The sequence below is a fragment of the Streptomyces sp. NBC_01498 genome (assembly GCF_036327775.1).
In the GTDB taxonomy this organism is placed as follows: Bacteria; Actinomycetota; Actinomycetes; order Streptomycetales; family Streptomycetaceae; genus Streptomyces.
The window spans coordinates 1,266,467-1,289,263 of sequence record NZ_CP109598.1; the positions used below are offsets into that span (position 1 = coordinate 1,266,467).

Genomic DNA, 22,797 nt, shown 5'->3' on the forward strand with positions numbered 1-22,797 from the left:
GTGCCCTCCGTGTGCCCAACGTGGCACCCTGCATCTACCTGGAGGGGTTCTCCGCGAGTGAACAGGGGGGACCTATGAACACAGTCATCAACGTCGACCTCGGACCGGGCCACATAGCCAGCGTGTTCAAGATCGGCGATGGGATGGTGTGCGTCCTGACCCCGGAAGCGGTCGCTGACAGCGCAGTCCAGAAGCGCATCAGACGACTGCTCAAGGGACAAGGACTCGACTGCCGATCTTGCTGCGGGTGCCCGGTGGGCACGGCAGAGTAGACGCAGTCACGCGGAGACTGGCGGTCAGGGGTGCCCGCCGGTAATCCGCTCTCAACTCACCAGGGAGTACACGCATGCCGTGGGTCGAGTGGCGGGGAAACAGCTGCCGGGTCCGGTGGGAGACCGGCAAACTGCACCCCGAGACCGGCAAGAAGCTCTTCGACTCGAAGTCCAGCACCAAGTGGACCGAGACGGAGGCATACGACTACGGCCTCGACCGCGAGTCGGACGTCCGCAACGACCGGTACATCAGCCGGCGCGACGGATCCGTCCTCATGGAGGACCTCTGCCCGGCGTGGCTGGCGCTACAAGACCTGGCCTACGACTCAATCCGCGCGTACCGAACTGTCATTACCGCCCAGATCATCCCCTACTGGGGCGACAGGGCCGTTGGCGACATCAGTGTTCCTGAGTACGACGCCTGGGCCAACCAGGTCAGAGCGAAGTGGTCACGAAACTACGCGCAGAGCATCCTGATGGTCTTCGGCCTGATCATGAACTACGCAGTTGAGTGCGAGATGCGGAAGTCGTCCCCCGTCATCAAGCGCACCCGCCGGGGGCGATTCGTCAAGAAGGCCCGACCGCGAAAGCGCCCACTCGACATGGCTGTCGTGCACCAGCTGGCCATGAATGCCCATACCGTGTGGGGCTTCCCCGGGTACGTGTTCTTTCTGACCGTCCCGTTCACGGGACTGCGACGCTCGGAAATGTTCGGGCTGCGAAGGGAGTTCGCTTCCCCCACCTGGCCGGCATCCGATCCCAGAGCGGACCCCGAGGAGACTGAGCGGTACGACGACGACATGGAACGCTACGGCCAGGGCGAGGGGCTCATGCCTGCCCTGCGGGTTGAGTATCAGCACAAGTGGATGCACGGCCGCCCCACACTGACTGCACCGAAGTACGAGTCGAGTCGCACATTGGTGCTCCCCCCATTTCTTTCACGACTTCACGAGCAGCTGCTTGCGTCGCACACTTCCGAGTGGATGTTCCCGGCAATCGGCGGGGGCCCCCTGATTCGATCGAACTGGTCGATCAGCTACTACGGGCCCATCACTCTCGGGGCGGAGGAGAGAGTTGGCAAGCGCGCCCGGTCCAAGATCCCGCCCGTTGAGGCGTGGCGGGTCCGGCAGCCCGACGGCGAGTGGGGCCCCAAGCGCATGCACCTGCTGAGGCACGGCCACAAGGAATGGCTCGACGAGGACGAGAAGCATTCGCGGGTGGCGGTTGAGGCGCGCATGGGACATGAAGTTGCCGGCGTGGAGGGGCTGTACGGAAACGTGACGCCTACGATGGAACGGCGCATCATGGCGGCACTTGAGGAACGGTGGGCAGCGTTCGCGGCGGCTCAAGGACCCGGTTGGGCGCCACCCGCTCCCATCCCCCTCCCAGTGGATCAAGAGGACATTGCTGGGTAGCTGGTCAGCGTGGGGTTAGGTGGAGGCACTTCGACATCAACCAGGTCTCCATCAGCGAGTCGCGCAAGAAGGCCGTCGCCTTCTCCTCCGGCTACTACGACGTACGTCAGGCCGTCGTCGCCCTCAAGTCCTCCGAGGCGGCGCGGGCGACGAGCGTGGCGGACCTCAAGAACGTGAAGCTCGGCGCCCAGGTGGGCACCACCAGCCTCGACTTCATCAACGATCTCGTGAAGCCCGCCCGGCCGGCCGCCGTCTATCAGAAGAACGACTTCGCCAAGTCCGCGCTCAAGAGCGGCCAGGTGGACGCCATCGTCGTGGACCTGCCCACCGCCTTCTACATCACCGGCGCCGAGGTGCCGGAGGCGAAGGTCGTCGGACAGTTCCCCAACTCCTCGGCCACGCCGGAGCAGTTCGGGCTGGTACTCGACCGGGACAGCGCGCTCACCTCGTGTGTGAGCGGTGCCGTGGACGCCCTCCGGAAGGACGGCACGCTCGCCGCCCTGGAGAAGAAGTGGCTCTCCGAGGCCGTCGACGCGCCGGTACTCAAGTGACCTCGTACACGCCGCCCACACGCGACAGGGAGCCGGTGACGGGGACGGAGGCGACGGCGAAGGGCGGGTACGTCCCGTCGGAGCGCCGTATCGCCCGCGAACGCCACCGGCGCGCCCGCGCCCGGCGCGCCACGGCCGTCGCCGCCCTCAGCACCCTGGTGACCGGCGTGGTGCTGTTCGTCCTGATCACCAACTCCCCCGGCTGGGACCGCACCAGGGAGACCTTCTTCAGCGCCCACTACGCGCGCGTGGCGCTCCCGCAGGTCCTGGAGGGCCTGTGGCTCAATCTGCGGCTGCTGGCGGTGTGCGGCGCGGCCGTGCTGGCTCTCGGCCTGCTGCTCGCCGTGGCGCGCACCCTGCGCGGGCCGGTGTTCTTCCCCGTGCGGGCGCTGGCCGCCGCGTACACGGACTTCTTCCGCGGACTGCCGCTGATCATCTGCCTGTTGCTGGTGGTCTTCGGTGTGCCCGCGCTGCGCCTCCAGGGGGTCACCAACGATCCCGTGCTGCTGGCGGGAACCGCGCTCGTGCTGACGTACTCGGCGTACGTCGCGGAGGTCTTCCGGGCGGGCATCGAGTCCGTCCATCCCTCGCAGCGCGCCGCGGCGCGCTCCCTGGGGCTCAGCGGTGGCCAGGCGCTGCGCTTCGTCGTGCTCCCGCAGGCCGTGCGGCGGGTGGTCCCGCCGCTCCTCAACGACCTGGTGTCGCTCCAGAAGGACACCGGTCTCGTGTCGATCGCCGGCGCCGTCGACGCGGTGTACGCGGCGCAGATCATCGCCGGCAAGGACTTCAACTACACGCCGTACGTCGTGGCGGGGCTGGTCTTCGTCGCGCTGACCATCCCGATGACACGGCTCACCGACTGGGTGACGGCCCGGATGGACCGGCGGCGGGCCCAGGGAGGGATCGTATGAGTACGGCGAAGGACACGGCGCCCGCTACGGAGGAGACGCCGGGCGCGGTCGCAAAAGCCGGAGCAGGGGCCGTAGCAGGGGCCGGGGACGGGGCTCCGGTGCTGCGGATGGAGGCCGTCCGCAAGTCGTTCGGGGCGTCGCTGGTGCTGCGTGACGTGGATCTGGCGGTCGCCCCGCACACGGTGACCGCGCTGATCGGCGCCTCGGGGTCCGGGAAGTCGACCCTGCTGCGCTGCGTGAACCTCCTTGAGGAGGTGGACGACGGGGCCATCTGGCTCGACGGCGAGGAGATCACCGACCCGGGGACCGACACGAACGCGGTACGCCGCCGGATCGGTGTGGTGTTCCAGGCGTACAACCTCTTCCCGCACCTCACCGTCCTCCAGAACATCACCCTCGCCCCCCGGCGCGTCCACGGCCTCTCCCGCCCGGAGGCCGAGGAGCGCGCCCGTGAACTGCTGGAACGGCTCGGGCTCGCGGCGAAGGCCGACGAGTACCCGGACCGGCTCAGCGGCGGGCAGCAGCAGCGGGCGGCGATCGTACGGGCGCTGGCGGTACGCCCCCGGCTGCTGCTCCTGGACGAGATCACCGCCGCGCTGGACCCGGAGCTGGTGGGCGAGGTGCTCGGTCTCGTGCGCGAGGTGAAGGACGAGGGCATGACGATGGTCATCGCCACCCACGAGATGGCCTTCGCCCGGGAGGTCGCCGACCAGGTCTGCTTCCTGGACGCCGGGGTGATGCTGGAACGCGGCACGCCGGACGAGGTCTTCGGCGCTCCCCGGGAGGAGCGCACCCGGAGGTTCCTGCGGCGGATCGTGGAGGCGGGGCGGCTGTAGGCCGTCACGGGGAAGGTCCCGCAGGGCGGGGGAACGGCCCTCCCCCTCGGTCCTCCCCCGTCAGTCCTCCTCCGGCCCCGACGGCGACACCAGCCGCTCCAGCAGGTCCTGGAAGTCGTCGCCGACCACGATGCGCAGCCCGCCCGCCTCCGTGTTGCCCTCGTCCCGGTCGCTGAGCTGCGTCAGCGTGCCGCCGCGCCACCAGTAGACGTACGGGCTGATCGCCCCCGGCGCGTCCTCGAAGCCCGACGCGGCGAACGACGCCATCGCGTTCAGCGACGGGATGACGGTGGCGTCCCGTATCGCGTGGAAGGCCAGCTGATGGCGGAACGGGAACGCCACCAGCGCCCCGTCCGGGCCGAGCGTGCGCCCCGTGACCTGGTGGACGAGGCCGTCCAGGGCCAGGACGCGGCTGGCGGTGTAGAACGAGTCGCCCATGACGACCTCGAACCGCATGTCGCCGTCCTTGACGGTCTCCCGTCCCTCGACGGGCAGTTGACGCAGATTGCCGAGGGCGCGCGCCCGCAGTTCGGGCAGCGGGCCGAGCGGTTCCAGTGCCTCGTCGGTGAGCATCATGACGCTCTCCGGGAGGTCGAGCGCGAGGATCTCGTACAGTCCGGGCGCCACCGAGCGCGCGTATCCGAACGCCTGCGCGTCGAGACTGTCGCCGCTGATCACCCTCGGGTAGAGCTGGGCGCGGATCTGCTCGGGCGGCAGCGTGTCGAGGGCGGACGGGCCGTCCATCGTGCGCAGCACCATCCCGGCGTGCCGGCGGATCAGGTCGCCCCACACGCGGGGGCCCCGGTCGTCGTGGTGGCAGACGGCGGCGAGATTGCCGAGTCCGAACTGGCGGCCCGCGCTGTCGGTAGCCATGTCCGCGTAGAGCGTGACCTCCAGGCCCCGTTCGGCGAACGCCTGCCGGACCTGGCTGCGGAAGTGCGCGGCCTCGTCGGTGGAGAAGAAGGAGAACTCGGGATCGCGCGGTGTCTCGCGCCCGTCCCGTCTCGGCCCGCGCCTGAACAACCCCACGTCGTCCGCCTCCCCATGATCGCGTCCACCGGGCGCCGCCCGTCCCCGTTGCCCCTGTGATCGTCCGCGTGCGTCGAACGATCGATGGTAGGCCCTGGGCGGCCGTCGGCAACCTCCCGGGTGTCCGTACGGTGCGGGGCGGCCGGGTCAGGCGGAGACCGGAACGACCAGGTCCGCGCGGTCCCGGCCGCGCGCCACCAGCCGGGCGTTGACCTCGTCGGAGTCCCGGACCCAGCGCTCGGCGTACGCCCGTTCCTTGCCGAAGCGCACATGCCGGTCGACCAGCCGCCGTACCCGTACGACGGGGTCGGTCTCCAGGAACCACGCCTCGTCGACGAGCGCGCGGACCGGCGCCCAGGCGGCGTCGTCGTGCAGCAGGTAGTTGCCCTCGGTGATCACCAGCGGGACGTCCGGGGCGACCGGGACACTGCCCGCCACGGCCTCCTCCAGCGCGCGGTCGAACGCGGGCGCGTAGACGACGACGCCCGGCTCGGGAGCCCGGAGCCGGGCGAGCAGCGCGGCGTAGCCCGGGGCGTCGAAGGTGTCGGGGGCGCCCTTGCGGTCGGCGCGGCCGAGGCGGTTCAGCTCGGCCTGGGCGAGGTGGAAGCCGTCCATGGGGACGATCACGGCGCTGTCGCCGAGCGCCGCGACCAGCTGGGCCGCGAGCGTGGACTTGCCCGCGCCGGGCGGTCCCGCGATGCCGAGGATCCGGCGTCGGCCGGGGACGGCGAGCCGCCGGGCGCGGGAGGTGAGGGTGCCGAACTGCCGCGCGTCCATGGGGGCATTGTTCCATCCGGGTCCGACCGGCCGGGTGTGCCTGTCCGGGTGCGCGTGTCCGGGTGCGCGTCGCTCCGCCCCGTCTCAGGGCGTGGCGGTCGCCGGCTGGAGGAGGTCCCAGCGGTTGCCGTACAGGTCCTCGAAGACCGCCACCGAGCCGTAGGGCTCGTGGCGGGGCTCCTCCAGGAAGCGGACGCCGCCCGCCGTCATCCGGGCGTGGTCGCGCGCGAAGTCGTCCGTGTGGAGGAAGAACGCCACCCGGCCGCCCGTCTGCCCGCCCACGCGCGCCCGCTGCCCGTCGTCGGACGCGCGGGCCAGGAGAAGCGCGGCGTCGCCGCCGCGCGGCCGTACGACCACCCAGCGGGTGCCGTCGCCCCGGTCGGTGTCCTCGACCAGGTCGAAGCCGAGGGGGCCGGTGAAGAATGCGACGGACTCGTCGTAGTCGCGGACGAGGAAGGTGACCAGGGCGAGGGAGGGCATGGCCGCACGTTATACGTATGACCAGCGCCGGGCAAGGCCGCGTGCGGGCCACCGGGCGTGGCGAGCGGCACCGACCCGGCCACGGTCCCCGCCCGGACCGGCGGACCGGGCGGCCAGGTGGAGTGCGGTGACGATGGGCGCGGACGGCCGCCCGCACGGTTTCGCTGCACAGACCGACCAGCGAGGGTCACCGCCGAACACCTCAGTCACCGGCGGGGAGTCCGTCACGTACCCGTGAAAGGGAAACGCTTCCAGTTCGGCGTACCGCCCGGGGACAGCGGACTGACCGCGCTCGCCGCGCGGATCAGCGCGTGGAACGCCGGCCCTGGGTGAGGGTGCCGGGTCCGTCGACGCGTTCGCCGCCGGACGTCGCCGGACGTCGCCGGAAGGCCGACGCGTTCCGGCGGAGCCCGCTTCCGGCGTGGTCCCGACCGCCCCGAGCGCCCCGCCGTGCCTTGTGTGCCGTCGGACCAGCCCGTCGGAACACCGCGCACGGCGGGGCCGCTCCGGGGCTACGGTGTCCAGCCCGCCGGAAGTTCGTACTCCCAGCCCGGCCGCCACCAGTCCGGCGGCTCCTCGATCGCCTCGCGCAGCGGCGTGCCGCCGAGGAGGGAGGCCAGGGCCCAGCGGTTGGCCGAGTGGGCGACGACCAGGACGCGTTGGCCGTCGCGTTCCGCGCTCAGTTCGCGCAGGAAGTCCGCCGTGGAGCGCTGCACGTCGCGGTAGCTCTGGCCGTCGAGGAAGGGTTCCATGAGGTGGCGGGCGCGGCGCGGGCGGAGTTCGGCCAGCGGGCGGCCGGTGAAGTGGCCGTAGTCGCACTCCCGCAGCCGTACGTCCTGGAGCAGCGGCACCGCCGTCCCGGCGAACGCGATCCGCGCGGTGTCCACCGCCCGTGCCAGGTCGGAGGTGTACACCACGTCGATCCCGTCGTCGCGGCGGCGGTCGCCGAGTTCGGCGGCCTGCCGCCGGCCCGCCGCCGACAGCTCGCCGGGGCGCCAACCCGTCGCGAGACCGGCCTCGTTGTCGGTGGTGGTGGCATGGGTCTCGTAGACGAGTCGGACGCTCATGGCAGTTGACGCTCCATCAGTTTCCGGGTGAGGGGAAGGCCACGGGACTGCGCTTGCCGTTCCGGCCCACCGCGCGGACGCCGAAGAAGACATTGTCCTTGGACAGGTCCACCGTGTGCGTGGTGGTGAGCCCCACCTTGATGACGTGGGTCCACTCCGGCTCCGTCGTCTCCCGCCACACCACCTCGTAGCCCGCCAGGTCCGGCTCCGTCCCCAACGCCCATTTGAGTTCGGTGTCGTTGGTGAGGTTGCTGGTCACGATCCGCGCCTCGCGCGGGGTGCCCGGCGCCTGGGCCAGGGTCCACAGCACCGCGCCGTTCACCTTCGTGACGCGGGAGATGTAACCGAAGTCGCAGAACTCCGGCAGGTCGCCGTACTGCTTGCCGTCCTCCACCCGTACGTCCTGGTGCTGGTGCGCGAAGTCCTCGGCCGGTTCGGTGAACCGGGCCGCCGCGTAGCCCTGTTCGAGGAACGGGATGTGGTCGCCCCCGCGTAGGTACCGGTCGCGCCGGTAGACCACGCGCACGTTCATGCCGGTCGCGTCGTTGTCCCCGACGTCCCTGACGAACCTGGCCAGTTGGCGGGTCGCCGAGTCGTTCTCGCCGCCCACCGAGCGCCGCGTACTCGCCTGCGCCGGGGTCTCGGACGACGGCACGCCCTCGGCGAAGAGCCGCACCGTGTACGGGTCGCGGGTGCCGTCGTCGGCACGCGAGCTGCCGATGATGTCGTTGGTGAACATGCCCTGCACATCGGTGCCCGCCGCCTTGAACTGCCGTGCCGCGTAACCCGATCCGTACAGTCCCTGCTCCTCGCCCGCGACCGCCACGAACACGATCGTCGCCGCCGGGCGCCGCTTCGCCATCACCCGCGCGAGTTCCATCACCAGCGCGACACCTGACGCGTCGTCATCCGCGCCGGGGGCGTCACTCGTCGCGTCCATCACGTCCGAGGCCCGCGAGTCGTAGTGCCCGGCGACGACGTAGACGCGCTCGGGCGTCACCGAACCGCGCAGCGTGGCGACGACGTTGGTGATCCGTGTCGCGACGGGTATGCGCGAGGCCGGTTCCTGGATGTACGACTGGAGCTCGGCGGTCATCCGGCCGCCGGAGACCGCCGCGTACGTCCGCAGCTCCGCCAGGATCCAGTCACGCGCGGCGCCGATACCGCGCTCCGGGTCGTCCTGGACCGACAGTGTGTGCCGGGTCCCGAACGCCGCGAGCCGCCGTACGGTCGCCTCGATCCGGTCCTTGTCGATCTCCCCGAGCAGCTTCCGCAACTCCCGGTCGGGGGCCTGTACGGTGGCGGACCCGCCGCCGTGCTCCCGCCCGCGCGGGCCACCGCCGGGCGCGGCGGCGGCCTGCCCGGCGGCGGCGATCAGCGGGACTCCGGCGGCGGCGGTCACGGCGGCCGAGGTGAGCACGGTTCTCCGGCGCGGGCGGCGCGCGTCGTGCGGGTCGTGCGGATGGCGCGGGTCGTGCGGGCTGTCGGGGCTGTCGGGCGTTCCAGCGGGCTTCTCGGGCATGGAAAATCCTTTCCGAAAGCGAGGGACCGGCGCTTCATCGTCGGGGAAGCGCCATCCCGCCACAAGGCCGCCGAGCCGGACCGTCCGATCAGTGCGGAAGGTCCAGTTCCGCCCTTACGGTCCTGCCCACCGGCACCCGGTCCCGCACCCTCCCACGGACTCCCCGGCGCCTCCACGATCAGCGGCCCACGCCCGCTCCGCGCCTCCAGCGGGAGGACCGGCGGCCGGTCGCCGCCTGCCCCACCACCATCCACCTCCGCGACTCCAAGGTCACCGAGGGCGCCGGCTCGCCCTCGCCCCGGCGCCTGGACAAGCATCGTGACGTAGGCGGCCGGCGCGGTCCGACAGCGCGCCCAACGACCGGACGGCGAACGGCCCTTGGACCGTTCGCCGCCGTGTGTCGTGCTGCCCCGACCTGGTGTCAGGCTTCGTCGGGGGTCAGCCGCAGGGAGATCGAGTTGATGCAGTAGCGCTGGTCCGTCGGTGTCGGGTAGCCCTCGCCCTCGAAGACGTGCCCGAGATGAGACCCGCAGCGTGAGCAGCGGACCTCGGTGCGGGCCATGCCCATCGAGCGGTCCTCGATCAGCTCGACCGCGTCGGTGTCCTTCGGGTCGAAGAACGACGGCCAGCCGCAGTGCGACTCGAACTTCGTGTCGGAGCGGAACAGCTCCGCGCCGCACGCGCGACAGGAGTAGACGCCGGTCGTCTTGGTGTCGGTGTACTCACCCACGAAAGCGGGCTCGGTGCCGGCCTGGCGCAGCACCGCGTACTCGGCCGGGGTCAGCTCCTCGCGCCACTGCTCGTCGGGCTTGTCGATGTCGTACGCCATGACTTTCCTTCCTCGCACGCCGGTGGGACGCGCATCAGCGGGACAGGCGGGCCAGGATCTCGGGACCGAGGTCCGTGACGTCCCCCGCCCCCATGGTGAGAACGAGATCCCCGGGCCTCGCCATTCCCGCCACGGCCTCGGGCACCTCGGCGCTGTCGTGCACGGCCCGTACGTCGGCGCCCGCCGCCTTCGCCGCGTCCATGATCAGCTCGCTGGTGATGCCGGGGATCGGGTCCTCGCGGGCCGGGTAGATGTCCAGGACGACGGACCCGTCGGCGAGGGCGAGGGCCTGGCCCATCTCCGTACCGAGTTCCTGGGTGCGTGAGAAGAGGTGCGGCTGGAAGACGACGAGCAGCCGGGATCCGGGAGCTGCGGCGGCGCGCATGGCCTCCAGGTCGGCGGCCATCTCGGTGGGGTGATGCGCGTACGAGTCGATGACCTGCACGCCGTTCGCCTCGCCCTTGAGCTGGAGACGGCGCTTGACGCCGGTGTACTTGCCGAGCGCGGAGGCGAGATTGTGCGCGGGGACGCCGAGCGCGACGCCCGCCGCGAGGGCGGCCACGGCGTTGTGGGCGTAGTGGCGGCCGGGGACGGAGACGGTGAAGGTGAGGAGACGGCCGTCGAGCATGACGGTGACCTCGCTGGTCAGACCGCGTGCGGTGACCTTGTGGACACGTACGTCCGCGCCCGGCGTCTCGCCGTACGTCACGACCTTGACCGTGGAGCGGTCGCGGATCCTGCCGGTCAGTTCGACGGCGCCGGGCTGGTCGGCGGTGATCACCAGGGCGCCGCCGGGGACGATCTTGCCGACGAAGGTCTCGAAGGACTCGTAGATCTCGTCCATGGAGGCGTAGTTGGCGTGGTGGTCGAGTTCGACGTTGAGGACGATGGCGACCTCGGGGTCGTACTTCTGGAAGCTCCGGTCGCTCTCGTCCGCCTCCGCGACGAAGATCGTTCCCTCGCCGTGGCGGGCGTTGGTGCCGGGGCCGTCGACGTCGCCGCCGATGGCGTACGAGGGGTCGAGGCCCAGCTCCGTGAGGGCGACGGCCAGCATGGAGGTCGTCGTCGTCTTGCCGTGCGTGCCGGCGACGGCGAGGGACCGCAGGCCGTCGCCCATCAGGGCGGCGAGGGCGTCGGAGCGGTGCACGACCGGGACGGACAGCTCGGCGGCCCGTACCAGCTCGGGGTTGTCCGCCCGGATCGCGCTGGAGACGACGACGCACGAGGCGTCGTCGGCGAGGTGGTCGGCGGCGTGGCCGATGTGGACGGTGGCGCCGAGGGCGCGCAGGGCCTCGGCGGTGCCGGACTCCTTGGCGTCACTGCCCGCGACCTTGGCGCCGCGCTGGGTGAGAATCTTCGCGATCCCGGACATTCCGGCGCCGCCGATGCCGATGAAGTGCGGCCGTTCCATGGCGGTGGGGATACCGGGTGCCATACGTGTTCTCCCAGGTGGTGCGACGGGGTGCGGGCCGCCGCGGGTGCGGGCCCGCGCGGGCCGGCGGCCGTGTGCCGTCGGCGCCCGCCCAGCCTATTCGCTCCGGCCCCGCCACCCGGACCCTCCGGCCGCCCGTCAGGCGCCGCCGCCTCCCGTAGCGCCGCCACCGGCGCCGCCGTCCGCGTCGTCCGCCTCCGCGCTGTGGGCGAACAGCTTGAGCACGGGCACGCCGACCTTGTGGCGGGCGCGCGAGGCCCAGTCGCGGTGGAAGAACTCCTCCACGTAGTGCGGTTCGGTGAGCACGATCACCTCGTCGGCGGACGCCTGCTCCACCACGGCCTTGAGATGGTCCAGCGGGTGCTTGTCGACCACCACTCCGGTGGCTTCCCGGCCCGCCGCGCGCAGCACGGACAGCGAGTGGGCGAGCGCGATCCCGGCCGGGCCCCGGGCCTCGGCGCCCTCGGGCTCGTCGCCCTCGCGGCCGGCTTCTCTCAGCTCGCCGTACGCGACGTCGTCGATGGCCCGGAGCAGCGCGTCGGCCTGGTCGCCGCGGGGCTGCATGAGCAGGATGAAGGCGACGTCCTCGTCACCGTGGAGCGTGGTGACGAAGTCGACGTCCACGGACGACAGGGGCTTCTCGATCATCAATACGCTTGTGAACACGACAGGCGCCCTTCGTCGTTCAGGGGCCGCTGAGGCCCACTGAGGAAACCATCCTTCCCCGTGTCCGCACGGGGGTCTGCGTGAGTAAGTGTGCCCAGCGGGGGCTAACCGGAACGGTGAATTCCGCTCAATGTCGGATCCGCCGGTACCGGGTGAAAAGGAACCCGCCCTCCTCCAGCAGGGCGGCCAGCGCGAACCGTCCGGGGTCCGGGATCTCGGGGCCGCCGGTGATGCGCTGGGCGGTGCCCGCCGTGAGCAGCGGCGAGACGGACAGACAGAGTTCGTCCAGCACTCCGGCCGCCACGAACTGGCCGAGCAGACGGGGGCCGCCCTCGGTCAACTGGCGTGTCAGACCCCGTTCGGCGAGGGCCGCGACCGCGCGCGCGGGATCGACGGCGGACCCGTCCCCGGCCACGAGCACCCGCGCGCCCGCCTTCTCGGCGGCGCGCACGCGGGCGGGGGGCGCGGCGGCGCCGGTCAGGACCAGGGTCGGGACGAGGGGCGAGGTGAAGAGGGGGAGCGAGAAGTCCAGGTTCAGACTCGCGCTGACCACGGCGATCGCGGGCGCGGGCGCCTGACCGGCGGCGGCGCGGCGCGCGGCGAAGGCGTCCCGGGCGCGGGCGGGGCGGTAGCCCTCCAGACGAACCGTTTCAGCACCGGCGACGACGACATCCGCGAGGGCGCGCAGCGTGCCGAAGACGCGCATGTCGGCGGCGGAGGAGATGGCCTGCGAGCGGCCGTCGTGCTGGGCGGCGCCGTCGAGGGTGGAGACCATGTTGGCGCGCAGCCAGTGCGGGGCGCCGTGGGAGGTGCCGAGGGTGGCGGGGTACGCGTACGCGTCGGCCAGTTCGTCCAGCGTCCACTCGCGGTCGGACTCGTTGGCACGGTCGGACCCGTGGTTCCGGCCGGACCCGTGGTTCCGGTGGGACCCGTCGTTCCGGCCGGAGTCGTCGTTCCGGTCGTTCCGGTCGGTCTGCTCGGTCACGGGGAACAGGCGTCGCATGCGCAGCAGTCTGACACGCGGCGCCGCACCGGATCGTGCGCCGCGACACGACTCACGGGCGCCGGGGGCGGGGGTGGGCGGGAGCCCGTACGGCCGACCGGGAAAGGCCCCGACCCCGGGTGCCCCCGCATGCCATGATCGGCGGCGTACGGAGCCCGAGCCGGGGCGGCGGTGCCTCGCGCGTTCGCGACGCGTGCGTACGCCCGACCCGTAGCCCGACCGACACGTACGTACGGCCCGCACGCGGCCCGACCGAACAACACGCCCGACCGACCGGGAGGACACCATGCCCGCCTATGCCATAGCTCACCTGCGAGAGGCCGCGCTCGTCCCCGAGATCGTGAAGTACGTCGAGCGCATCGGCGCCACGTTCGAGCCGCACGGCGGCCGATTCCTCGTGCACGCGGCCCAGCACGAGGTGAAGGAGGGCAGCTGGCCCGGAAACGTCGTGGTGATCGGCTTCCCCGGCATCGCCGAGGCACGCGCCTGGTGGGACTCCCCCGCGTACCAGGAGATCGCGCCCCTGCGCGCACGGCACATCGAGGGCGACATCATCCTGGTCGAGGGCGTCCCCGACGGCTACGACCCCGCTGCCACCGCCCAGGCGATGCGGGCGGCCCTGCCCGACGAGTAGCCGCAGGTCCGAGCCCGGCGCGGCCGACAGCCGGAGGGGCGGGCGGCGCCACCGGTGGGGGCACCGGGGCGCGTCCGCCCGGACGGGCGGGAGTCCCGTACGGCTGGACGGGGGCCGGGTCCGGGACGGCCTAGAGTGGGACATCGTGTCCGTCTCCCCCGCCGAACCGGCGTCCAGCTCCAGCCCCGTGTCCCTCTGCGCGCGGGAGCCGCGTGTCGCGGCCGAGCGGCTGGTCGCCGAGATGGTGCCGCCGCCCCGTTTCGACTCCGTACGGTTCGCCACGTACGTCCCCGACCCGGAACAACCCAGCCAGACCGAGGCCGTCACCGTACTGAGCGCCTTCGCGGCCGGGCTCGTCGGCGACAACGGCCGGGAAGGCAAGCGGCGCTGGTTCGGGCGGAGCGGCCGAACGGAGCCGGCCGGCCCCCGTGGTGTCTACCTCGACGGCGGTTACGGCGTCGGCAAGACGCATCTCCTCGCCTCCCTCTGGCACGCGACCCCCGCCGAACCGGAACAGAAGGCGTTCGGCACCTTCGTCGAGTTGACGAACCTCGTCGGCGCGCTCGGTTTCCAGCAGACCGTACGGACCCTGAGCGGCCACCGGCTGCTCTGCATCGACGAGTTCGAGCTGGACGACCCGGGCGACACCGTCCTCGTGTCGACCCTGCTCAGCCGTCTGGTGGAGGCGGGTGTGGCGCTCGCCGCCACCTCCAACACACTGCCCGGCAAGCTCGGCGAGGGCCGCTTCGCCGCCGCCGACTTCATGCGGGAGATCCAGGGCCTGTCCGCCCGCTTCCGCCCGCTGCGCATCGACGGCGAGGACTACCGGCACCGGGGCCTGCCCGAGGCGCCCGCCCCGCTGAGCACCGAGCGGGTGGAGCGCGCCGCGCACGCGACCGAGGGCGCCAGCCTGGACGACTTCCCCGCGCTGCTCGCCCATCTGGCCACCGTCCATCCCAGCCGCTACGGCGCGCTGACGGAGGGTCTGCGGGTCGCCTGCTTCACGGACGTCGGCGCCGTGCCCGACCAGTCGACGGCGCTGCGCCTGGTCGTCCTCGCGGACCGGTTGTACGACCGGGAGATACCGATTCTGGCGTCCGGGCTGCCCTTCGACCGGCTTTTCAGCGACGAGATGCTGAACGGCGGCTACCGGAAGAAGTACTTCCGTGCGATCTCACGTCTCACAGCGCTGGCACGCGACGCGAAGGGCCTGCTCGGCGAGTAAGTTCGGACCGTAACGATGTGCGGTGCGCGAGACACGTGATCATGCGGCATCGATCGGCTCTCGCGTGCCCGATACAGAAGGGTTCACGTCACCATGGCTACCACGCGCCAGGCACACACCGTCTGGGAAGGCGACCTCCTCAAGGGGAGCGGAGTCGTCACGTTCGACTCCTCCGGCATCGCCGAGCAGCCGGTTTCCTGGGCCTCCCGCGCCGAGCAGGCGAACGGCAAGACCAGCCCCGAAGAGCTGATCGCCGCCGCTCACTCCAGCTGCTTCTCGATGGCCCTGTCCAACGGCCTGGCCAAGGCCGGCACCCCGCCGACCAAGCTGACCACGCAGGCCGAGGTGACGCTGGTGCCCGGCACCGGGATCACCGGCGTGCACATCACGGTCCAGGGCGAGGTCGAGGGCCTGGACGAGGCGGGCTTCGTGAAGGCCGCCGAGGACGCGAAGGCGAACTGCCCGGTCAGCCAGGCGCTCGCGGGCACGAGCATCACGCTCACCGCCTCGCTCGCCTGACCGGCCCCTTTCGTCCCGGGATCAGTGGTTCGGCCGAACCACTGATCCCTCAGGACACATGAGGCTCTGTGGCCCGCACGGTTCTCGGGTGTGGTACGCCCGTGATACACACGTGCGGGTCACGTTTCCTGTCCGCCAACAGGGAGTTGCCTTCATGTCCGCAACACGACGTCAGGTCCTGGCCACCGGAGCATCGGTCGCCGGAATCGCGTTCACCGGAGCGGTGTCGGAGCTGTTCGCCGGCACCGCCGCCGCACAAGAAATGGGACGGGGCGGCTACGGGCCGCTCGTCCCCGACCCGGACGGCCTGCTCGATCTGCCGAAAGGTTTCCGATACCGCGTCCTGTCCCGAACGGGCGAGGAACTGTCCTCGGGAGAGGGCCAGGTACCCAGCAATCCCGACGGGATGGCCGCCTTCGCCGGGCGCCGGGGCCGGGTCCATCTGGTCCGCAACCACGAGAACCGGGCCGACGGAAAGATCGGCGTCCCGACCGTCGACGGCCTGACCTACGACCCGATGGGCAAGGGCGGCTGTACGGCGCTCGAACTCGACGGGCGCAACAACGTCCTCGGCGAGCGCGTCGCCATCGCGGGCACCGCCGTCAACTGCGCGGGCGGGCCGTCCCCTTGGGGGACCTGGCTGACCTGCGAGGAGACCGAGGACAAGGCCGGTACCAACGGCTACACCAAGGACCACGGCTTCATCTTCGAGGTCGACGGCGCCGATCCGCGCCGTACGGGCGCCGTACCGCTGAAGGCGATGGGCCGCTTCCAGCACGAGGCGATCGCCGTCGACCCGCGTACGGGAGTGGTGTACGAGACGGAGGACGCGTTCGAGCGGCCGTTCGGTCTCTTCTACCGCTTCCTGCCCGAGAAGCCGCTCGGCGGCCTCGGGTCGCTGCGCGCGGGCGGCACGCTGGAGGCGATGCGTGTCCCCGGTGTACCGGACCTGTCGGCGATCCTGGAGCCGGGCGCGACGTTCGACCGCGTCGAGTGGGTGCCCGTGCCGGACTCGCAGGCGCGGGAAACACCCATCCGCCTCCAGGACTTCGGGAAGAAGGGCATCACGCACGCCCAGAAACTGGAGGGCTGTTACTGGGGCGACCGGGCCGTGTACTTCGTGTCGAGCTTCGCGAAGAGCGCGGAGGGCTCGGCGGCCGACCACTACGGACAGGTGTGGAAGTACGAACCGCAGCGGCGTCGGCTCACGCTGGTGATCGCCTTCGGTCCGGACACGGACATCCAGCTGCCCGGCGAGTCGCCCGACAACATCTGTCTGGCGCCGAGCGGCGGGCTGATGGTGTGCGAGGACGGCGGCGGCGCGCAGCACGTGTACGGGCTGACGCGGCACGGCGAGCTCTACGAGATGGCGCGCGGCGCGGAGAACATCGGAACGCCGGAGGACCCGGAGTGGGGTGAGTTCGCGGGAGTCACGTTCGCGCCGGACGGCCGGACGATGTACGTGAACTGCTACACACCGGGGACGACATACGCGGTGACGGGGCCGTGGCACTGAGGGCTCGGGCCTGAGCACCGGGCTGGCAGGGCTGCCTGAGGGGCTGGGCTTCGGCTCGGGCGCCTGAGGGGGCGGGCCTGAGGACCGGACCGGGCACGACGGCCTGACGGCGGGGCTTGAGGGGTGGGCTTCGGCTCGGCGGCGTGCCGGGCCGCCTCAGGACCGAACGGGCACGGCAGCCCGAGCGGCCGGCTTCGGCTCCGGGCTGGGCTCGGTGGCCTGCCGGGCCTGGCCCGGCAGCCCGAGCGGCCGGGCCTCAGGGCCGGACCAGGCTGAGCAGCCAGGCTGGGCTCGGTGGCCTGACGGGCCGCCTCAGGACCGAACGGGCACGGCAGCCCGAGCGGCCGGGCCTCAGGGCCGGACCAGGCACGGCAGCCCGAACAGCCGGGCCTCAGGACCGGACCAGGCACGGTGCCCTGCCGGGCCGCCTCAGGACCGAACGGGCACGGCAGCCCGAACAGCCGGGCTTCGGCTCCGGGCTGGGCTCGGTGCCCTGCCGGGCCTGGCACGGCAGCCCGAGCGGCCGGGCCTCAGGGCTGGACCGGGCTGAGCAGCCAGGCTGGGCTCGGTGCCCTGCCGGGCCTGGCTCGGCGGCCCGCGCGGCCGGGCCTCAGGGCTGGACCGGGCTGAGCAGCCAGGCTGGGCTCGGTGGCCTGACGGGCCTCAGGGCCGAACCTGGCACGGCAGCCCGAGCGGCCGGGCCTCAGGGCCGGACCGGGCTCGGCGGCCCGCGCGGCCGGACGTCAGGACCGAACCTGGCACGGCAGCCCGAGCAGCCGGGCTTCGGCTCGGGCGACGGGTCGTGGGGTCGGTAGGGGCTGTGAAGCCGTACAGCCGTACGAGAGGGCCGGACGGGGTGCTTGACGCCCGTCCGGCCCTCCTCGTGTTCGGCGTTCGGTATTCGGCGGTCGGTGTCAGCCGGGCGCCGGGCGCCGTCAGTGGTTGTCGCCGGCGTCCACGCCCTGGTCGCCGACGCCGCTCTCGTCGCCGATACCGTTGCCGTTGCCGTTGTCGTCGGCTCCGGCGCCGCCCGTGCCCTGCTCGGCGCCCTCTTCGCCGTCACCCTCGTCACCGGCACCGGCGCCCGCGCCACCGCCCGCGCCGATCTCCGCGCCCACGGCGGCCAGCGCCGTGGTCACCGGCTGGAAGAACGTCTCGCCGCCCGACGTGCAGTCGCCGCTGCCGCCCGACGTGAGACCGATCGCGGTGCCGTCCGCCGTGAACAGAGGACCGCCGCTGTCGCCGGGCTCGGCGCAGACGTTGGTCTGGATGAGCCCGCTGACGGAGCCCTCCGCGTAGTTGACGGTGGCGTTGAGACCGGTGACCGTACCGTCGGACAGGCCGGTCGTGCTGCCCATCCGGATCACCTCCAGGCCCACAGCGGCCTCACCCGCCTGCCCGATCGGCAGGATCTGCCCGTCGCCGAGGTCCACCTCGCTCGGCGCGTCCACCGCCGGGTCGTCGTATGTGACCAGCGCGAAGTCCCCGTCGCCGGGGAAGGTCGCGGCCTGGACCGTACCGACGGGCGCGCCGTTCTGCGCCTCGGACCACTGATCGGCCCCGACGCCGCAGTGCCCGGCCGTGAGGAAGCCGGGTGTGCCGTCCTGCGCCAGGACGTTGAAGCCGAGCGAACAGCGGGCCCCGCCGCCGAAGATGGCGTCGCCGCCCTCCAGGAACGGTTTGAACTCTCCCGCCGACTTCTGGAGCCGGGCCATGCCGTCACCGAGGGAGCGTACGGCCGACTCCACGGTGTCCCAGCGCTCGCCGGTCACCGTACGGTCGGCGGTGACCACGACCTTGTTGGTCCGGGGGTCGACCGCCCACGCGGTGCCGGGGACGGTCGCCACCCGGGCCAACGTGCCGGTGGCGGACCGGAGTTCACCCATACTGTTCGGCACGCTTCTGGCCACGGCGCCCGCGGCGCGCACCCGCGCGGCCGACTCGCCGCCGCCGTCGGCGACATTCACCACGACCTGCTTCTTCTGCGTGTCGTACCACGCCCCCGCGTAGTCCTCGCCGAGCTGGTCGGACAGTCGCGCGACGATCTCCGGCGCCGACGCGGCGCTGACCGTCCTCGGGTTCTGTCCCGCGCCGCCCGCGCCGTCGTCCGTGCCGGACTGGGACGCGTTGGCGTTCGGCAGCAGGATCGCCGCAGCAGCGACACCCACCGCCCCGGCTCCCGCGAGTACGGCCTTGCCCTTGGATATTCGCCTGTGACTCAACTCGTCGCCTCCTGTGGGGGGATTACGGAGTGGCCCCTTGATACGGGCGCCGCGCGAGTTGTGTTCAGCGGAGAACAGGAAAGTGAGGGGAAGGCGGAGAGGCCGGCCGGACACGCCGGTCCGGTCGGCCTCTCCGCATCCACTCCCTGACGATGCGTCAGATCAGTGGAGGATGGGGTGTCTCAGGCTTTCGGAGTGACCGCGGGAGTCGTCGAACCGGCGCGCTGCGAAAGGCCCTTGAGCAGCTCCGTGAGGTCGACCCCGGTGGTCGACGTCAGCAGTTCCAGTCCCTGCGCGACGTTGGCCGTGACCGTGCGGGACAGCTGGCTCGCGCCGTCCGTGGAGATGACGGTCATCTTGTCGATCGCGCTCAGCGGCTCGGACGCCTTGGCCACGACGGACGGCAGCACCTCGACCAGCATCTGGAGGACGGCCGCGTCACCGTACCGGGCGAACGCGTCCGCCTTCTTGTGCATGGCCCCGGCCTCCGCCGTACCGCGCGCCGTGATCGCGTCGGCCTCCGCCTCGCCCTCGATGCGTACGGCCTCGGCGAGGGCCGCGCGGCGCAGCTTCTCGCCCTCACCGGTCAGCCGCGACCGGTCGGCGTCCGCCTCGGCCTGCTTGACCTGCGCGATACGGCGGGCCTCGGCCTCCTGTTCGGCCTGGTAGCGGGCGGCGTCGGCGGGCTTGCGTACCTGGGTGTCGAGTTGACGGTCCGTCAGCGCGGCCTGGCGCTGGGCCACCTTCTCCTGCTCACCGAGTACCTCCTGCTGGCGTGCGGCCTCGGCCAGCGGGCCCGCCGCGTTCGCCTTGGCCTTGGCCGCCTCGGTCTCGACCTTGATCTCCGCCTGCTTCAGGTAGAAGGTCCGCTCGGCCACCGCGATCTCCTCGGCGGCCTTGAGCCGGGCCTGCTCGGAGGCCCGCTTGGCGATCGCCTCGGCGATGTCCGCCTCCTGCCGGGCGCGCGCGGCCTCGGGACGGCCGAGGTCCTCCAGGTAGGAGCCCTCGGTGGTGATGTCCTGGATCTGGAAGGCGTCCAGGATCAGCCCCTGCCCGGACAGGCTGGCCTCGGCCTCCTCCGCGACCTGACCGGCGAACGCGGCACGGTCACGGATGATGTCCTCGACCGCCATCCGGCCGACGATGGCGCGCAGCGCGCCGGAGAGCACCTCCTGGGTGAAGCCGACGATGCCCTTCTGCTGGCGCAGGAAGCGCTGGGCGGCGGCCCGGATGGCGTCCTCGTTGCCGCCGACCTTGACGATGGCGACGCCTTCGAGATGGGCCTTGACCCCGCGCAGGGTGACCGCGCCCCGGACGGCGACGGGGATGTGCCGGCTGGACAGGTCGAGGGTGAACTTCTGCTGGACGAACGGGACGACGAAGACTCCGCCGCCGACCACGACCTTCTGGCCGCTGTTGTCGGTGACGGTCCGGCCGGTGACGGGGTCCGTGGACGACTTGCCCCGGCGGCCGGTGATGATGAACGCCTCGCTGGGTCCGGCGACCTTGTAGCGGGTGATGACGACAAGAGCGAGCAGGACGAGGAGTACGACGACTCCCGCCACCGCGATGATCACTGGGCTCATCTGGTTCCCCCTGTGCTGATGTGCGTGATGTGGATGTGCGCGACGCTGATGTGGGATCGGTGGATGTATGACGTGCAGGCGTGTGACGTGTGGGCGTTTGACGTGACGGCTGTGAGTACGGCTGCCGAGGCCGACGGCGGGCGCAGGGCGTTGGACGACGCATCTGGGGGACGCCGGAGGGCCGGGCGGCGGTTCGGCGGCCGACCGGGAGAATGAGCACGGGTGCCGGGGTGCTCAGCGTTCGACGGGCCGGACCCCCACCGAGGTGGACGACAGCGTCGACTCCACCCAGACCTCGGCACCCCGCGCGAGGGGCACCGGGCACTTCGCGGCGAACTTGACCGGCTGTCCCGCCACCCGGAGCATCACCTCGCCGTACCCGTCGGTGGGAATGGCCGTGACCACGGACCCCGACGTACCGAGGAGGTCCGCTCCCCGTGGCGTGGCGTCCGTCTGATCACGCATCAGTACCCGTCCGAGCTTCCAGGCGAGCAGTCCGGTGACCGCTCCGGCGACGGCGCCCACCGCGACGGCGGCGCCGACACCGAGGTCGGTCGTACCGAGCACGATCGCGCCGCCGAAGCCCAGCATCGCGACGAATCCCGCCACGACCGGCAACGACAGCAGGCCCGCGAACAGGCCGTCGAGCACTCCGCCGAACAGGCCCTCGAAGATGCCGTCGAAGATCAGCGCCACGGCCAGCAGGACCACGCCCGCGATACCGAGACCGAGGAACACATCCATGGGTCGTCCCTCCTCCGGCTCTCTCGCCGGACCCCCTTGAACCCTTGAATGGGACGCAATTTTCCCACGGTCCCCGGAAGGGAGCACTGCCGAGTTCCGGCAATCTTCGAGTGCCGTAACCGCATGACGAACACCCGGTCCACTATTTTTTCCGATATGACTATAAATGTACGGAGAAGCATCACCCGAAGCATCGCCGCCGTGACCACGCTGGGCACCGCGCTCGTCGGATGCGGTGCCGGGGCCGCCGGGAAGGACCCCGTCGCCCGGCCGGCGAAACCGCCCTCCGCGACGGCCACGGCGCAGCGGCCCGCGGGGCCCGAGCACCCGGCCCTGATGCCGGTCTTCCTGCGGGGCCCGGAACCGGCGGGCGCGACGGGGAGGGAGGCGCGGACGGGGACAAGGACGGGCACGGGCACGGAGGAGATCAGGGCGGGGGCGCGGTCGGGCGCGGAAACCGGGACACGCGCGGGCGCGGGGGGCAAAACGGTCGCGCTCACCTTCGACGCGGACATGACGCCCGATCAGGGGCCGGGCGCCGCCCGTGGCGAGCGGTTCGACAACCCGGCCCTGATCTCCTCACTGCGCCGGCTGGAGGTCCCGGCGACGGTCTTCATGACCGGCCGGTGGGCGGAGGAGTACCCGTACCAGGCGCGCGAGATCGGCTCGGACCCTCTGTTCGAGGTCGCGAACCACTCGTACAGCCACCACTCCTTCACGCCCGACTGCCACGGGCTGCCCGTGCTGGCCCGGAAGGAGTTGGCCGCCGACGTGCGGCGGGCGTTCGGCGCGTTCCGGAAGGCGGGGGTGCGGCAGGTCGTGCCGTACTTCCGTTTCCCCGGCGGCTGTTACGACACCTCGACCCTGCGGGCCCTGGCCCCGGCCGGCCTGACGGCGGTCCAGTGGGACGTGGTCAGTGGTGACGCCTTCGCGACGGACGCGGAAGCGGTGGCCGAACGGGTGCTGGCCGAGGTGCGCCCCGGCTCGGTGGTGGTCATGCACTGCACGACGGGCGCGGCGCCCGTGACGGACGAGGCCGTTCGTGCGATCGTGCCCGCGCTGCGGGCGCGCGGCTACCGCTTCGTGAAGGTGTCGGAGCTGATGAAGGGCTGAGCGCGCGCCTCGTGCGTACGGTGCCCTCCCGGGCGGAGGTCGCGCTGCCGTCCCGGACCAAGGGCGGTCGGACAGAGAAGGCCGGACGGAGAAGGGCCGGACGGAGAAGGGTCGGGCCGAGGGGGTCAGACCGAGCGGCGGGTCAGTCGCTTCGATGTCCCGCAATGCACGGTCCGCTGATGCCGCCACAACTGCACCACGGTCACCGCCAGCAACCCGGCGAACACCACCACCAGCACCATCGCGATCTCCGCCTGCCGCCCGCTGCTCACCCGCCCCGACTGAAGGAACAGCCCCAGCACGGACAGCAGCGTCCCCACCAGATAGACGGAACGCACCCGCCGCAACTGCCGTACCGCGCGAGGAGCAAGAGCAATACGCTTCATGAGTGATCAGCTCGATCCGGTCGTTGACGACGGGACGACACGACGTCGTGGGTCCTTGACCA

At 71.8% G+C, this 22,797-nt stretch carries 21 protein-coding genes and 1 pseudogene; 9 read left to right on the forward strand and 13 right to left on the reverse strand.

Translation table 11 applies throughout. From position 1 onward, the window contains the following. Nucleotides 1-346: 346 nt before the first annotated feature. The 4 genes and pseudogenes from OG875_RS05295 to OG875_RS05310 all read left to right on the forward strand — a co-directional run bounded on the left by OG875_RS05295 (nucleotide 347) and on the right by OG875_RS05310 (nucleotide 3,985). On the forward strand, nucleotides 347-1,687 hold the full coding sequence (locus tag OG875_RS05295) for an integrase (RefSeq protein ID WP_330173064.1): 1,341 nt from the start codon (nucleotides 347-349) through the stop codon (nucleotides 1,685-1,687). Nucleotides 1,688-1,713: 26 nt separating this feature from the next. Next, a pseudogene (locus OG875_RS05300) lies at nucleotides 1,714-2,238 on the forward strand (ABC transporter substrate-binding protein); the annotation flags it as partial. 35 nt (nucleotides 2,239-2,273) lie between these two features. Further along, nucleotides 2,274-3,149, forward strand: a complete 876-nt coding sequence (locus OG875_RS05305) for an amino acid ABC transporter permease (protein WP_330173065.1) — start codon at nucleotides 2,274-2,276, stop codon at nucleotides 3,147-3,149. Between the two features lie 107 nt (nucleotides 3,150-3,256). Then, the gene (locus OG875_RS05310; RefSeq protein WP_330177605.1) at nucleotides 3,257-3,985 is read left to right on the forward strand and encodes an amino acid ABC transporter ATP-binding protein; all 729 of its coding nucleotides are present in this window, start codon (nucleotides 3,257-3,259) and stop codon (nucleotides 3,983-3,985) included. A 60-nt stretch (nucleotides 3,986-4,045) separates the two neighbouring features. Here OG875_RS05310 and OG875_RS05315 read toward each other — a convergent pair whose 3' ends face one another. The 9 genes from OG875_RS05315 to OG875_RS05355 all read right to left on the reverse strand — a co-directional run bounded on the left by OG875_RS05315 (nucleotide 4,046) and on the right by OG875_RS05355 (nucleotide 12,790). Continuing rightward, nucleotides 4,046-5,014 (reverse strand): hypothetical protein, encoded by a 969-nt coding sequence (locus OG875_RS05315; protein ID WP_330173066.1) that lies wholly within the window; start codon nucleotides 5,012-5,014, stop codon nucleotides 4,046-4,048. Between the two features lie 147 nt (nucleotides 5,015-5,161). Beyond that, entirely contained in the window at nucleotides 5,162-5,791 is a 630-nt protein-coding gene (locus tag OG875_RS05320) for a nucleoside/nucleotide kinase family protein (protein ID WP_330173067.1), read from the reverse strand. Nucleotides 5,792-5,875: 84 nt separating this feature from the next. Then, entirely contained in the window at nucleotides 5,876-6,271 is a 396-nt protein-coding gene (locus OG875_RS05325; protein WP_330173068.1) for a VOC family protein, read from the reverse strand. A 512-nt stretch (nucleotides 6,272-6,783) separates the two neighbouring features. Then, nucleotides 6,784-7,338 (reverse strand): histidine phosphatase family protein, encoded by a 555-nt coding sequence (locus OG875_RS05330; protein ID WP_330173069.1) that lies wholly within the window; start codon nucleotides 7,336-7,338, stop codon nucleotides 6,784-6,786. A 16-nt stretch (nucleotides 7,339-7,354) separates the two neighbouring features. Beyond that, nucleotides 7,355-8,860 carry a M20/M25/M40 family metallo-hydrolase gene (locus tag OG875_RS05335; protein WP_330173070.1) on the reverse strand — a complete coding sequence of 502 codons (1,506 nt, stop codon included), beginning with the start codon at nucleotides 8,858-8,860 and terminating at the stop codon, nucleotides 7,355-7,357. 421 nt (nucleotides 8,861-9,281) lie between these two features. Further along, nucleotides 9,282-9,689: a peptide-methionine (R)-S-oxide reductase MsrB gene (gene msrB, locus OG875_RS05340; protein ID WP_330173071.1), complete on the reverse strand. Its 408-nt coding sequence runs from the start codon at nucleotides 9,687-9,689 to the stop codon at nucleotides 9,282-9,284. Nucleotides 9,690-9,723: 34 nt separating this feature from the next. Then, a complete protein-coding gene (gene murC, locus OG875_RS05345) occupies nucleotides 9,724-11,124 on the reverse strand; it encodes a UDP-N-acetylmuramate--L-alanine ligase (RefSeq protein WP_330173072.1) in 1,401 nt (466 codons plus the stop codon). 135 nt (nucleotides 11,125-11,259) lie between these two features. Beyond that, on the reverse strand, nucleotides 11,260-11,787 hold the full coding sequence (locus OG875_RS05350) for an indole-3-glycerol phosphate synthase (RefSeq protein ID WP_330173073.1): 528 nt from the start codon (nucleotides 11,785-11,787) through the stop codon (nucleotides 11,260-11,262). A gap of 127 nt (nucleotides 11,788-11,914) precedes the next feature. Further along, nucleotides 11,915-12,790 carry a pyrimidine reductase family protein gene (locus tag OG875_RS05355; protein ID WP_330173074.1) on the reverse strand — a complete coding sequence of 292 codons (876 nt, stop codon included), beginning with the start codon at nucleotides 12,788-12,790 and terminating at the stop codon, nucleotides 11,915-11,917. Nucleotides 12,791-13,076: 286 nt separating this feature from the next. Here OG875_RS05355 and OG875_RS05360 point away from each other — a divergent pair, with 286 nt between their 5' ends. From OG875_RS05360 to OG875_RS05375, 4 genes are all read left to right on the forward strand, one after another. Then, entirely contained in the window at nucleotides 13,077-13,424 is a 348-nt protein-coding gene (locus OG875_RS05360; protein ID WP_330173075.1) for a DUF1330 domain-containing protein, read from the forward strand. A gap of 145 nt (nucleotides 13,425-13,569) precedes the next feature. Beyond that, the gene (zapE, locus tag OG875_RS05365; protein ID WP_443079070.1) at nucleotides 13,570-14,649 is read left to right on the forward strand and encodes a cell division protein ZapE; all 1,080 of its coding nucleotides are present in this window, start codon (nucleotides 13,570-13,572) and stop codon (nucleotides 14,647-14,649) included. Between the two features lie 93 nt (nucleotides 14,650-14,742). Then, entirely contained in the window at nucleotides 14,743-15,168 is a 426-nt protein-coding gene (locus OG875_RS05370) for an OsmC family protein (protein ID WP_330173076.1), read from the forward strand. 154 nt (nucleotides 15,169-15,322) lie between these two features. Further along, nucleotides 15,323-16,684, forward strand: coding sequence for an alkaline phosphatase PhoX (locus tag OG875_RS05375; RefSeq protein ID WP_330173077.1), 1,362 nt, complete (start codon nucleotides 15,323-15,325; stop codon nucleotides 16,682-16,684). A gap of 935 nt (nucleotides 16,685-17,619) precedes the next feature. On the opposite strand, the gene OG875_RS05380 is transcribed toward OG875_RS05375, so the two are convergent. From OG875_RS05380 to OG875_RS05390, 3 genes are all read right to left on the reverse strand, one after another. After that, nucleotides 17,620-18,906 carry a S1 family peptidase gene (locus OG875_RS05380; protein ID WP_330173078.1) on the reverse strand — a complete coding sequence of 429 codons (1,287 nt, stop codon included), beginning with the start codon at nucleotides 18,904-18,906 and terminating at the stop codon, nucleotides 17,620-17,622. 182 nt (nucleotides 18,907-19,088) lie between these two features. Next, the gene (locus OG875_RS05385; RefSeq protein WP_330173079.1) at nucleotides 19,089-20,492 is read right to left on the reverse strand and encodes a flotillin family protein; all 1,404 of its coding nucleotides are present in this window, start codon (nucleotides 20,490-20,492) and stop codon (nucleotides 19,089-19,091) included. A 234-nt stretch (nucleotides 20,493-20,726) separates the two neighbouring features. Next, on the reverse strand, nucleotides 20,727-21,236 hold the full coding sequence (locus OG875_RS05390; protein ID WP_330173080.1) for a hypothetical protein: 510 nt from the start codon (nucleotides 21,234-21,236) through the stop codon (nucleotides 20,727-20,729). Between the two features lie 156 nt (nucleotides 21,237-21,392). Between OG875_RS05390 and OG875_RS05395 the strand changes: the two genes are divergently transcribed. After that, nucleotides 21,393-22,349 (forward strand): polysaccharide deacetylase family protein, encoded by a 957-nt coding sequence (locus OG875_RS05395; protein ID WP_330177607.1) that lies wholly within the window; start codon nucleotides 21,393-21,395, stop codon nucleotides 22,347-22,349. Nucleotides 22,350-22,474: 125 nt separating this feature from the next. Here the strand turns inward: OG875_RS05395 and OG875_RS05400 are convergent, their stop codons facing one another. Beyond that, the gene (locus tag OG875_RS05400; RefSeq protein ID WP_330173081.1) at nucleotides 22,475-22,735 is read right to left on the reverse strand and encodes a hypothetical protein; all 261 of its coding nucleotides are present in this window, start codon (nucleotides 22,733-22,735) and stop codon (nucleotides 22,475-22,477) included. Between the last annotated feature and the right edge of the window lie 62 nt (nucleotides 22,736-22,797).